Source organism: Xanthomonas albilineans (assembly GCF_002939705.1).
GTDB classification, from domain to species: Bacteria; Pseudomonadota; Gammaproteobacteria; order Xanthomonadales; family Xanthomonadaceae; genus Xanthomonas_A; species Xanthomonas_A albilineans.
On sequence record NZ_MDCB01000006.1, the window covers coordinates 93,701 to 105,623 of the forward strand.

At 64.4% G+C, this 11,923-nt stretch carries 11 protein-coding genes and 1 pseudogene; 4 read left to right on the forward strand and 8 right to left on the reverse strand.

Annotated elements, in window-relative coordinates:
• The first annotated feature begins 89 nt into the window (after nucleotides 1-89).
• Both XalbCFBP2523_RS07535 and XalbCFBP2523_RS07540 read left to right on the forward strand, forming a co-directional pair.
• Nucleotides 90-2,048 (forward strand): transglycosylase SLT domain-containing protein, encoded by a 1,959-nt coding sequence (locus XalbCFBP2523_RS07535; RefSeq protein WP_045765409.1) that lies wholly within the window; start codon nucleotides 90-92, stop codon nucleotides 2,046-2,048.
• 88 nt (nucleotides 2,049-2,136) lie between these two features.
• Nucleotides 2,137-3,390 (forward strand): multifunctional CCA addition/repair protein, encoded by a 1,254-nt coding sequence (locus XalbCFBP2523_RS07540; protein ID WP_045766642.1) that lies wholly within the window; start codon nucleotides 2,137-2,139, stop codon nucleotides 3,388-3,390.
• 173 nt (nucleotides 3,391-3,563) lie between these two features.
• Here XalbCFBP2523_RS07540 and nagA read toward each other — a convergent pair whose 3' ends face one another.
• Genes nagA through XalbCFBP2523_RS07565 form a run of 5 tightly spaced genes read right to left on the reverse strand, consistent with a single transcriptional unit; the run spans nucleotide 3,564 to nucleotide 8,926 of the window.
• The gene (gene nagA, locus XalbCFBP2523_RS07545; RefSeq protein WP_012915369.1) at nucleotides 3,564-4,709 is read right to left on the reverse strand and encodes an N-acetylglucosamine-6-phosphate deacetylase; all 1,146 of its coding nucleotides are present in this window, start codon (nucleotides 4,707-4,709) and stop codon (nucleotides 3,564-3,566) included.
• Nucleotides 4,709-5,737, reverse strand: coding sequence for an SIS domain-containing protein (locus tag XalbCFBP2523_RS07550; RefSeq protein ID WP_045766641.1), 1,029 nt, complete (start codon nucleotides 5,735-5,737; stop codon nucleotides 4,709-4,711). Before XalbCFBP2523_RS07550 ends, nagA begins: the two co-directional genes overlap by 1 nt.
• Before the next feature lie 8 nt (nucleotides 5,738-5,745).
• Nucleotides 5,746-6,813, reverse strand: a complete 1,068-nt coding sequence (locus tag XalbCFBP2523_RS07555) for a LacI family DNA-binding transcriptional regulator (RefSeq protein WP_045766640.1) — start codon at nucleotides 6,811-6,813, stop codon at nucleotides 5,746-5,748.
• A gap of 29 nt (nucleotides 6,814-6,842) precedes the next feature.
• Nucleotides 6,843-8,135 carry a sugar MFS transporter gene (locus XalbCFBP2523_RS07560; protein ID WP_045765408.1) on the reverse strand — a complete coding sequence of 431 codons (1,293 nt, stop codon included), beginning with the start codon at nucleotides 8,133-8,135 and terminating at the stop codon, nucleotides 6,843-6,845.
• Nucleotides 8,136-8,170: 35 nt separating this feature from the next.
• Nucleotides 8,171-8,926 carry a GntR family transcriptional regulator gene (locus tag XalbCFBP2523_RS07565; protein WP_012915365.1) on the reverse strand — a complete coding sequence of 252 codons (756 nt, stop codon included), beginning with the start codon at nucleotides 8,924-8,926 and terminating at the stop codon, nucleotides 8,171-8,173.
• A 136-nt stretch (nucleotides 8,927-9,062) separates the two neighbouring features.
• On the opposite strand from XalbCFBP2523_RS07565, the gene XalbCFBP2523_RS16560 reads away from it, so the two are divergent.
• On the forward strand, nucleotides 9,063-9,233 hold the full coding sequence (locus XalbCFBP2523_RS16560) for a hypothetical protein (RefSeq protein ID WP_155393065.1): 171 nt from the start codon (nucleotides 9,063-9,065) through the stop codon (nucleotides 9,231-9,233).
• Between the two features lie 98 nt (nucleotides 9,234-9,331).
• On the opposite strand, the pseudogene XalbCFBP2523_RS07570 reads toward XalbCFBP2523_RS16560, so the two are convergent.
• Nucleotides 9,332-9,976, reverse strand: a pseudogene (locus XalbCFBP2523_RS07570) (expansin EXLX1 family cellulose-binding protein); the annotation flags it as partial.
• A 112-nt stretch (nucleotides 9,977-10,088) separates the two neighbouring features.
• Between XalbCFBP2523_RS07570 and XalbCFBP2523_RS07575 the strand changes: the two are divergent.
• Complete coding sequence (locus XalbCFBP2523_RS07575; protein WP_045760493.1) at nucleotides 10,089-10,271, forward strand: hypothetical protein; 183 nt, start codon at nucleotides 10,089-10,091, stop codon at nucleotides 10,269-10,271.
• A 43-nt stretch (nucleotides 10,272-10,314) separates the two neighbouring features.
• Here XalbCFBP2523_RS07575 and XalbCFBP2523_RS07580 read toward each other — a convergent pair whose 3' ends face one another.
• Both XalbCFBP2523_RS07580 and XalbCFBP2523_RS07585 read right to left on the reverse strand, forming a co-directional pair.
• Nucleotides 10,315-10,725, reverse strand: coding sequence for a VanZ family protein (locus tag XalbCFBP2523_RS07580; RefSeq protein ID WP_045765407.1), 411 nt, complete (start codon nucleotides 10,723-10,725; stop codon nucleotides 10,315-10,317).
• On the reverse strand, nucleotides 10,713-11,897 hold the full coding sequence (locus tag XalbCFBP2523_RS07585) for a class I SAM-dependent methyltransferase (RefSeq protein WP_045765406.1): 1,185 nt from the start codon (nucleotides 11,895-11,897) through the stop codon (nucleotides 10,713-10,715). Before XalbCFBP2523_RS07585 ends, XalbCFBP2523_RS07580 begins: the two co-directional genes overlap by 13 nt.
• Nucleotides 11,898-11,923: the final 26 nt, after the last annotated feature.

Below are 11,923 nucleotides of genomic sequence, written 5' to 3' on the forward strand. Positions count from 1 at the left end.
TGCGGCACCGGTTGCCGACTCGCCGGTCGTCGTATCGCCCACCATTGGATTGGCACGCCGATTCATCGGTGTTCGGTATAGTCTCGCTCATGATCCTGCGCACCTCCCTTCTGCTATTGACTGCCGCCCTCTGCGGCAGCACTCCCGCTCTTGCCGAATCCCTCGATGCCCAGCGCCCGGCGCTACGCGCAGCAATCGAGGATGCCGAGCAAGGGCACTTCGATCCCGCCCAGGCCGCCGCATTCAAACAGCATCCGCTGTACGGCTGGCTGGAGTACGCCTACCTGCGCCGCACGATCGACCAGGTATCCGACGTACAGGCGCAGGACTTCCTCAAGCGCTACGCAGGGCAGCCGGTGGCCGAGAGTTTCCGGGCGCTATGGCTGGCAGCGCTGGCACGGCGCCAAGATTGGCCGACACTGCTGGCAAACTGGAAACCCACCGATAATCTCGGCCTGCGCTGTGCGCAGCTCAACGCGCGCCAGGCCACCGGCCATGCCGATGCACAGTGGGTCCAGGAAGCGCAGGCATTGTGGCGCAGCAGCGTCAAATCGTCATCGACCGATGGCTGCGATACGGTCTTCGACGCATTGCAAGCGCGCGGTGGCATCAGCGATGCACTGCGCTGGGAACGGGTGGAAGCAGCGGCGGACGCGCAACAGCCTGCGGTGATGCGTGCCGCCGCGCATGGCCTGCCCGCTACCGAACTGAGCCTGGCCAACGATTACGCCGCCTTCCTGGACGCGGTACACCCGCGCGCACTGAACTGGCCCAAGACCGAGCGCAGCCGCAAGGTGGCAGTGGACGGACTGGAGAAGCTGGCCAAGACCGATCCGGATGCGGCCGAGCAGCAATTGCCGCAGTTCGCCCAAACGCTCCAGTTCAGCGAGGCGCAGCGCGGTGCGGTGCTGTACCAGATCGCGCTGTGGACGGTGGCCTCCTACGGCCCGGACTCGGCGCGCCGGCTCAATGCAGTGCCGGAGTCCGCCTACGACGAGCGCCTGCACGAATGGCGCGCACGCGAAGCGATGGCGCGTGGCGACTGGCCAGCGGCACTGATCGCGATCGGCAAGATGCCGGCGGCGCAACGCAACGATTCGCGCTGGCAATATTTCGAAGCACGGCTAGCCGAAAAGACCGGCAACACCACCGAGGCGCAGCGGCTATACCGGGCGGCGGCTACGGCCTCCACCTTCCACGGCTTCATGGCCGCCGATCGGCTCAAGCAACCCTACGCGCTGTGCCCGTGGGAACCCAACGATAGCACGCAGATGCAGGCCGTCGTCGCCCGCGATCCGGCCCTGACCCGCGCGCTGGAACTGTTCAAGATCGACCGCATCGGCTGGGCAACGGCCGAATGGAACGATGCACTGAGCCGCTTCGACGACACCCAGCGGCGTCTGGCGGTGGAGGTGGCAAGCCACAACGGCTGGTTCGACCGTGCGGTGTTCTCGCTGGGTAAGCGTCCTGAGGAACAACGCCTTTATCTGCTGCGCTTCCCACTGGACCACACCGCCAGCATCCACCGCGAAGCCGGCAAGAATGCGATCGACCCGGCATGGGTCACCGCCGAGATCCGCGCCGAAAGCATTTTCAACCCGAACGCACGCTCGTCGGCCAATGCCATGGGGTTGATGCAGTTGCTGCCCGCCACCGGCGCCAACGTCGCCCGTGCCATTGGCCTGACCAGTTATAGCGGCGCCGCCAGTCTGTACGACCCGGACATCAACATCACCATTGGCACCGCTTACCTGCGCCAGTTACTCGACATCTACGGCAAGCCTTACCTGACCATCGCCGCATACAACGCTGGCACCGGACCCGCCACGCGTTGGCAAACCCAGCGCCCCGACTACGATGGCGACTTCTGGATCGAGACGATCAGCTACAAGGAAACCCGCGAATACGTGGCGCGTGTCCTGGCCTTCAGCGTGATCTACGACTGGCGCCTGAACGGCAACGCCCTGCCCATCAGCGAGCGCATGCTCGGCAAGTTCGACGCCCCGCGCAAGACGTTCGTCTGCGCGAGCGTCGGCAATCACCAATGAACACGCGCAACCTCACATTGCAAGGGCAGCGGCGCTGCGACACCGTTGCTGTCGTATGTTCCGGACGCCGCATCTCGCCTCGCGTGCCATGAAGACCTACCTCGTCGGCGGCGCGGTTCGCGACGCCCTGCTCGGACTGCCGCCCGGCGACCGCGACTGGGTGGTGGTCGGCGCCACCCCAGACCAGCTCCTGGCACTGGGCTACAAGCAAGTTGGCCGCGATTTTCCGGTATTCCTGCACCCGCACAGCGGCGAGGAATACGCTTTGGCGCGTACCGAACGCAAATCCGGGCGCGGCTACCACGGCTTCGTGATCCAGGCCGATCCGTCGGTGACCCTGGAGGAGGATCTACAGCGGCGCGACTTCACCATCAACGCAATCGCCCGCGACGAAGACGATGGACGTCTGCTCGATCCATATGGTGGCGTGCGCGATCTCCAACGCCGCGTGCTGCGCCACGTCGGCCCGGCCTTCGGCGAAGACCCGCTACGCGTGCTGCGCGCGGCACGGTTCATGGCGCGGTTGGCGCCGCTCGGCTTCCAGATCGCCCCGGACACCATGGCGTTGATGCGCGCGATGACGGCCAGTGGCGAATTGGAAGCACTGGTGCCCGAACGGGTATGGCAGGAATTGCGACGCAGCCTCGCCTCGGCACAGCCTTCCGCCTTCCTGCGAACCCTGCACGATGCCACTGCGTTGCGCTGCGTGCTACCGGAACTGGACGCGCTATACGGCGTGCCGCAGCGCGCCGAATACCATCCGGAAATCGATACTGGCCGCCACCAGGAACTCGTCAGCGACATGGCCGCGCGGCTCGCGCCGGGCGATGCGCTGATCGGATTCGCCGCACTGACTCACGACCTGGGCAAGGCGCTGACACCACCGGCCGAATGGCCACGCCACCTCATGCACGAACAACGCGGCGTGCCAGCGCTGCATGGGCTATGCGAGCGACTGAAGGTCCCGCAGGAACATCGGCAACTGGCCGAGATCGCCTGTCGCGAGCATTTGAACGTACACCGCCTGGCCGAACTGCGCGACCGCACCGTGCATGAACTGCTGCAACGCTGCGACGGTTTCCGCAAGCCCGAGCGCATCGCACAACTGGCACTGGTGTGCGAGGCCGACAAGCGTGGCCGCCTCGGCAGCGAAGATGCCGACTACCCACAGGGACGCGACCTACAGCATCTGCATGCCGCCGCATTGGCCATCAATGCCCGCGACCTGGTCGCACAAGGCCTGAGCGGCCCGCAGATCGGCGAGGCGCTGGCCAACGCGCGGATCGCGGCAATCGCCGCCGCACGTGCAGGCGTTCGCGCTTCCGAAGCCAACCGTCGCTGATGTCCTGCGACTGCGCACAAGCGAAAAGCATTGCAACGACGATCTTCCAGCGCAGCATCCTGACCTAAGACAGGGCGTTCGTCGCACCCACATCGACGGCAAACCGACGACCGCACCACAGCGGCGTGCCACTGGCGATGCACGCATCGTCTCGACAATGTCGCTTGACCGAACTATTCCATCTCCCCACCGATCCAGGTGTGCCGCACCCGCAGCGCGTCATCGAGCAAGACCAGATCGGCCTGGTAACCCGGTGCGATGTGGCCGTAACGATGATCCAGGCCCAAGCATTGGGCCGGATACAGCGATGCCATGCGCGCAACTTCCTCCAGCGGCAGACCCAGCCAGCGCACGCTGTTGCGCACCGCGCTCGCCATGTCCAAGGCCGAACCGGCTAGGGCACCGGCGGCATTGCGTACCACCCCATCGATCGCGGTGATGGTTTCGCCATACAAGTCGAACGCCGGGCTGTCCGCACCCACCATCGGCATCGCGTCGGTCACTAGGAACAGCGAGCCGCGCGGCTTGGCCGCCAGCGCCACACGCAGGCTGGCCGGATGCACATGGACGCCGTCGACGATCACCCCGCACCAGGCGTCACGGTCTTCCAGCGCGGCACCCACCGCACCAGGATCACGCCCTTGCAGCGGCGACATCGCGTTGTACAGATGGGTGAAGCCACACACGCCCGCGTCCAAGCCTGCACGGATTTCTTCGTAACTACCGGCCGTGTGCCCGGCGAACACGCGCGCACCGGTCGCGACCAAGGCACGGATACTCTCGGCTGGCAAGCGCTCCGGCGCCAGCGTGATGAGCGTGACACCGTTATCCAGGGAACTCACCAGGGCCAGCTCCTCGGCATCGGGCACGCGGAACTTGTCGGCATTGTGGGTTCCCTTGCGCGCCGGGGCCAGATACGGGCCTTCCAGATGGATACCGAGCACGCCCGGCACGCCATCGGCGATGGCTTGGCGAGTGGCGGCAATGGCCGCGCGCATCACCTCCACGTCGTCGCTGATCAAGGTCGGCAGATAACCGGTGGTACCGTAGCGGCGGTGCGCCTGACCGATGCGGCGCAGCGCGTCCACGTCGGTACGGTTGTTGAACAGCACTCCACCACCGCCATTGACCTGCAGATCGATGAAGCCGGGCAGCAGGCTGCTACCACCCAAATCGTGCTGCACCGGCGCCGCGGCAACGCGCGGATCGGCGTCGTCGAGCAGCGCGAGGATGCGTTCGCCGTCGAGCAGCACACTGATGCCATCGAGGAAACCGTCTTCGCCAAGCACGCGAGCATTGCGCAGCGCCGTTTTAGTCATCACACCGTCTCCGTCACTTTGTTCAGATGCGGCGGCAAATCCGGGTTGTAGCCACGACGCAGCGCCAGTGCGTTGATCGCGCGATAGAAGCTCTGGATCGCCAGCAACGGCGCGCAGACCGGATGCGGCGCCGCGACCAAGGGCAGATCGCCGTTGGCGCTGGCCAGCCAAACCTGCGCGCCACGGCCACGGAATTCCTCGGCCAGACGCCGGGTTCCCTCACCCACTTCATCGGGTTGATCGAACGCCAACACTGGAAACCCCGGGCCGACCAGGGCCATCGGGCCGTGCTTCACTTCCGCCGAACTGTACGCCTCGGCGTGCAAACCGCAAGTTTCCTTGAATTTCAGCGCGGCCTCCTGCGCAGCCGCCAGGCCCAGGCCGCGATCGATCACGAACAGATTGCGGGCATCGACCAAGCCATCGGTGAGCGGACGCCAATCGGCCTGCCAGGCCGAACGCAGCGCCTGCGGTAGCGTCTGCAGCGCCGCCAACAACGCCGGATCGTTTTTCCAGTGCGCGCCAAGTTGCAGGATCGCCGCCAACGAGGCCAGATAGCTTTTGGTCGCCGCCACGCTCTTCTCCGGACCGGCACACAGCGGGAGGACGGTGTCGGCCAGTTGCGCCAGCGGCGAGTCCTCGACGTTGACCAGCGCCACCACTCGCGCACCGGCCGCTTTCGCCGCTTCGGCGTTGCGCAACAGATCCGGGCTCTTGCCCGATTGCGAGATCACCAAATACAGCGCGCCACGCAAGCGCAGCGGCGCTTCGTAGACCGAGCCGACCGACGGCGACGCCGAGGCGGTCACCACGCCGAGCTTGGTCTCGAACAGGTATTTGGCATAGGTCGCGGCGTGATCGGAGCTGCCACGCGCACAGGTCACCACGAACGGCGGCGGATCGGCACGCAACGCAGCGGCAAGCGCACTCACCGTAGCCTGGTTACGCTCGAACTGGGCGGCGATCACCGCAGCGGCTTGCGCGGCTTCGTTGAACATCAAGGTTTCGGTTTCGGAGGGCAGCACCATGGGCAAGGTCACATCGGGTCGGGAGAGAAAGAAGAGCGGGCATGAGGTTGCATCGGCGCGGTCGAGCCACGCACCACCAGTTGCGGCACGAACCCCTGGTTATGCAACACCGCTGGATGGTCTTCGTAGGCATCGCTGCGCAACTGGCCGATCAGCAGCCGCGCCGCATGGCGTGCGATATCTTCGGTGGCTTGTTTGGCGGTCGTCAGCGCCGGCCACGACTGGCGCGAGAACGGGCTGTCCTCGAAGCCGGCAATAGAAAGATCGTAGGGCACGTTCATGGAAGCCGACTTAGCCGCGGCAAGCACACCGGCGGCGATCTCGTCGTTGGAGCCGAAGATCGCGGTCGGCGGCTCGCGCAACGCCAGCAAGCGCCGCGCGCCGCGAAAACCATCGTCGAAGGTGTAGTCGCCCGGCACCACCAGGTGCTTGTCCAGCGCAATACCGTAGTCCTTCAGCGCGGCCTCGTAGCCGGCGTAGCGCTCGCCGCTGGAGCGATGCGCGACCCCGCCCCAGAGGAAGCCGATGCGCTGATGACCGAGCTGGATCAGGTGTTCGGTGATCTCGTAGGCAGCCGCACGGTCGTCGACATAAACGCACCCCCCGTCTTTCGGGTCCTCGGTCGCGGCGATGATGCGCACGTTCTTGATGCCGCGCGTGGCCAACGCGGCGACCAGATCCGTGCGCTCGGAGATCGGCGCAGTGAGTACCAACCCGGCCAGGCGCGAACGTTGGGCCCATTCGGCCAGTTCCTCGGCCAACATCGGCGCGGTCGAATCGCAGGGATGAATCTGCACGCCGAAACCAGTCTCGCGACAGGCGGCAAGCACTCCATTTTGCAAGCCGATGATGTGGTATGGATTGGGATTGTCGTATACCAGCCCGATCACGAACGGGGTGATGCTGCGCAGGTTGCGTGCCGAGGGGTCCGGCTCGTAGTCGAGTTCGGCGATGGCATGCAGGACGCGCGAGCGCGTGGCCTGCATCACCGAGGGTTCGTTGTTGATGACACGCGACACGGTTTTCAACGACACCAGTGCCCGCTCGGCGACGTCTTTGATGGTGGGTCTACGCATACTGCGTTCCTGTATGCCGGGAAGTGCGCTCATGATGCGCGATCACGCGCCTGCATGGCCTGACCGACGCGGTGGCCAAGCAGCGAATAAAACAGGATGTACAAATAACAGGGCAGCATCAGCAGCAAGAACACCAACTGAAAATCGACATGCTGTTTCAGCACCGCGAACAACTGCGGAATGACCGCGCCACCGGCGATCCCCATCACCAACAATGCCGAGCCGATTTCGGTAAAACGGCCCAGGCCCTTGATCGCCAGCGGAAAGATCGCCGGCCACATCATCGCGTTGGCGAAGCCGAGCGCGGCGACGAACCCCACCGACACGTAGCCGTGGGTGAAATACGCGCCGACCGAGAACAACATGCCCAGTACCGCCGACACGCTGAGGTAGCGCGCCTGCGAAATCAACGTCGGGATCACCACCAGGCCGACCACATACCCCGCGAGCATCACCGCCAAGGTATAAGACGTGAACAACTTGGTCTGATCCAGTGGCAGGTGGAAGCCATTGCCGTAGGTACCGATCGCGTCGCCGGCCATCACTTCCACGCCCACGTACACGAACAGGCACAGTACGCCCAACCACAGATGCGGGAACTGGAAGATGCTGCGCTTCTGCACGGCGCCACCCACCGCCACCGGCGTGGCATTGGCTTGCTCGGCCTGCAACTCCGGCAACGGCGAGAACAACACGCCGATCGCCACCACTACCAGCACGCCGGCCATCACCAGATACGGCGTATGGATCTTGGCGGCGAAGGCGGTGAGCAGCGTTTCCTTGGTCGCCGGATCGGCTGCCTGCATCTGCGCGGCCAGATCGCCGATGCCGTGCAACACCAGCGTGCCGATCAGGAACGGCGCCAGGATGCCGGCAATCTTGTTGCAGATGCCCATCACCGCGATCCGCCGCGCCGCGCTCTCGATCGGGCCGAGGATGCTGATGTAGGGATTGACCGCGGTCTGCAACAACGCCAGACCACTACCGATCACGAACAGCCCGGCCAACGCACCGGGATAGAACCGCTGCGTGGCGAACTGTCCGAACAGCGCAGCGCCAAGAGCCATCACCAACAGACTCAGTGCCAGACCCTTCTTCATACCAGTGCGCTTGAGAATCCACGACGACGGCAACGCCAGAAAAAAGTACGACAGGTAGAACACCATCAGCACCAGGAAAGCGTTGACTTCGTTGAGATCGAACGCCAAGCGTACGAAGGTGATCAACGGCCCATTGATCCAGGTGAAAAAGCCGATGATGAAGAACAACAGGCCGACGATGGCGATCGAAACGAGAGGATTGGCAGGCCGTGCGTTGGTCATGGGCGGGGGCTCCGGGGTGGCGCGTGGATCGGCGATCAGCGTCGCAGTTCGGCGACGAAATCGTAGTAGTCGTTGTGGCAATACGTGTCGGTCAGTTCGATCGCGCTGCCGTCGCGGGAGTAGCCGACCCGCACCACATGCAGGATCGCCTCGCCTTCCTTCATGCCCAGGTGTCCGGCCAGCCGCACCGGCAGGTTGATGGCACGGAAATACTGCAGTGCGCGCACCACCGGGGTGCCACGCTCGTCCAGGTAGGCATAGAGCGAATCGACGATGGCCTTGGGATCGGGCACGACGTAGTGCGGCAGCACCGCTTCCTCGTAGGCCATGACCCGGCCATCGGCACTGCGCAAACGGGTCAGCTCCGTCACGGCAGTGTCCGGCGACAACCCCAGGCGCAGGATCTCCTCGCCATGGGCTGGGCGGGTACGCCGCTCCAGCCAGCGCGTACCCGGTTCCAGACCTTTCATGCGCACGGTCTCGCTGAAACTGGCCAGGCCGCTAAGCTGGTGCTGAATGTACGAGGTGACGAATGTGCCGGCGCCCTGCCGGCGCGACACCAGGCCCTGCTCGACCAGCGCGTCCACGGCCTGGCGCAAGGTCACCCGGGATACCCGTAGGTGTTCGCACAGTTGGCGCTCGGCCGGCAAGGCTTCGCCCGATTTCCATTGCCCGGCCTTGATCGCCCCCACCAGCTTGCTCGCCAATTGCAGATACAAGGGCGTCGGCGCATCCGAATCCACAGCCAGCGCCTGCAACCTGGGGTCGGCAGGCGGCTTGGGCTTGGTCATCGTGCTCTCCAGACCGAATAGATAGATCATATCCAATATAGTACCAATCCACGCGATGTGCACGCCGCGTGATGGATCGGCGTCGGCGCGAGGGCGATGCCCCGCCGGCAGCCAGCATCGCGGGGCATGTGGTGGCATGGTCGGCCTGCCCACCCATCATCGATTTCGGGCGTGCAGCGCCTCGGACCGGCTGCTGCCGCTAAGAGATGCCACGGCGCTCATCGCCCAGGCAGACGTCATCGGCGAAGCGCAGAGCAGACGCGACGGCCATCATCAACCCAATGGCGATTTTATCTACAACGGATAAGACCAATCCACGCGGCATCGCCCCTCACCGCGAACGACCGTTGACACGAAAAGGCCCCGGTGTCACGACACCGGGGCCCTGGCGCGGATCGCGCACTCTCAATGCCGGGACTGGATGTCCTCGTCGCGCGGGAACTGGACATGCCCGTCGACGTAATACGTCTTCTGATCGCCTCCGCTCGGCAAGGGCGGGATCGTATCGGTCACCACCATGCCGCGAATATCGGTAATGCGCACCTCCAGCATCTGTGCTCCAACGTTCTCGCCGACGAAATGGTTGTAGTCCGTCTTCGGCAGACTGATCCAGTCGCCGTCCTTCTTGTACTCGAACTTGACCACAGGGTAGAGATGGTTGCGTACCTGGATCGCCGCCCAGTAGGGCGAACTGCCATCCTTGATCCAATACTGAAGGTTGCCGGTGATCGGCGCTTGAACCACTTTCCAAGTGATCGGGATGTGACCGGCACTGGTATCGCCAATGGCCGAGAACGCATTAGGCGACATATCCATCGAACAATTGTCGCCTCCGTTATTGACGTCGTTGACGTACACAGTGACCGTGCCCTTGGGACCTTGCACCTGCAGATACGCACCGCCCAGCGCAGCCCTGACCCCGCCATAGTTGAGCTGAATCGGGTTGAGCGCGGTGATCATCGCATCCGACGGAGTTGGGTCAAGCAACATCGCGCCTCCCGAATATCCAGAGTAAGTATAGGTCCCAGTCCCATTACAGACGCTGCTCCAGTCATCCGCAGCAGCGGGCGGGACACTGGCAATTAAACTCAGCACAGCGAACAGACCGGCACTGCGCACAGCGGCGCGAATATGTCGTGCTTGCATAATGGTTTCCTAGTTAATGGGCACGGTGCGCCGCGCGGCGACCGGACGGCTGCCCGGCAAGCCGAATGTGGAAGATGCCCGTATGCAGCAACTTTGCGCGCGGCTGGAGAACGAACTTTTGGTCGGCGCCGTAGACGTCGAATGTGCCTGCGCGCAAACATTACGGCACGCCGAGGCTTCCATGCAGCAAACCATTTAATGCGGGTTATGTGAGTTCACCTACACATTGCAAAACGATTGATTCAGCGCCGCCACACACCACGCTCCAGATGCCAAAGCACATCGCGCAGCGGAGTGGCCACCGTCGCCATGCCGGCAACCACCCCAAGCGCGTCGGCCAACGCATCGAACGGATCGGCCGAACGCGTGCTGGTCCATGCTCCCTGCGCGAACTCGATCCCCACGCCCAACGCCAACAGTCCAAGCGCGGCCCAAGTCCAGGCGCGCGGACCGGCATAAAGCTGCACGGCGCCGGCGGCCAGCAACAGATAAGCGAGGAAATGCTCGACCTTGTCGCCCTCGGGCATGTCCAACAACTGCGGTGGCTGGGGAATCATGCAGAGGTAGATCAGCACGACAATGGCCAGCCACCACAGCCCCAGCCATAACCAAGGCCAACGGAAAGGACGCAACGCTCCCTTCACAAGCGCCAACTCACGTCGCCAGCCAGGAAAGCCGGGGCCAGCGCGACATCCCGCTCGAACCCCATCATCTGGAAACGCTCGCCCATCTCGCTGGGCAGTGTCAGACGCTTCACTTGCTGGCGCAGCCGCAGCCGCCCGGCGTCGTCGGTGCGCGCTTCGGCCTCGGCCAGGAGCGTGTCCAGGCCATTACCCAGCAGGAAACTGGCCTGGTTGCAGTAGCCCGCCAGATCGAAACCGGCCCCCGTGCCGGCCTCGGCCAACGCGGTGAAGTCCACCGACGCGGTCAGGTCCTGCAACCCCGGCCAGCGATACACATCAGCATGGCTGCGATGCCGGTAGAACGCGCGCAATGTGCCATCGTTGCGCTCGGGCAGATAGAACTCGCGACGCGGATAGCCGTAATCCACGAACAGCATCGCACCGCTGCGCAAGCCACCGGCCACGGCCTGAATCCAGTACGGCAACTGCGGCAGCAGTTCGGAGCGATAGCCATCGGGCAATGACGTCTCCAGATCGCGCTCCACATGCCGCACGGCCGCCGCCAGCAGCGCATCGGCGGGCTGCTCGCCTCGCTGGAAGCGACCGTCGCCGTCCAGGGTCACTGTCTCCTCGAAGACCTCGCCATCGCGCAGCACGAAGCGCGGCGTCGGCAACGCGTCGATCACTTCGTTGGCGAACAGCACGCCGTTCCAATCGTCATCGAACGGACGGTCCAGCCATTCAAGCAGCTCGAACACCGGCGGGATCAACACCCGCGCCAGACGCTCGCGCTGACGCGCGCGCAGGTCCGCACTGGGCTCCAGGATGGCATAGCGTTGGGGCAACGCATCCAACGCCGACAAGCGTTTGAGCATCACTTCGGCGAAAGCGCCGCTGCCGCCGCCTACTTCCAACATGCGCGCCTGCGGGCCCAATTGCCGCAACACCGGCGCCAGCGCGTTGGACACCGTGGCGGCGAACAACGCCCCCAGTTCCGGCGCGGTCACGAAATCGCCGGCATCGCCAAATTTGCTGCTGCCGGCGCTGTAGTAACCGAGTCCCGGCGCGTACAAGGCCAGTTCCATGAAACGCGAAAACGCAATGGCACCGTCACTGGCAGCGATTTCGGCGCGCAGATGCGCGACCAGGCGATTGCTGTGCGCCAGCGCATCGGCATCGGGCAATGGAAGATCGGTGGACATGCAGCACTGGATTGCGTGGACAATGC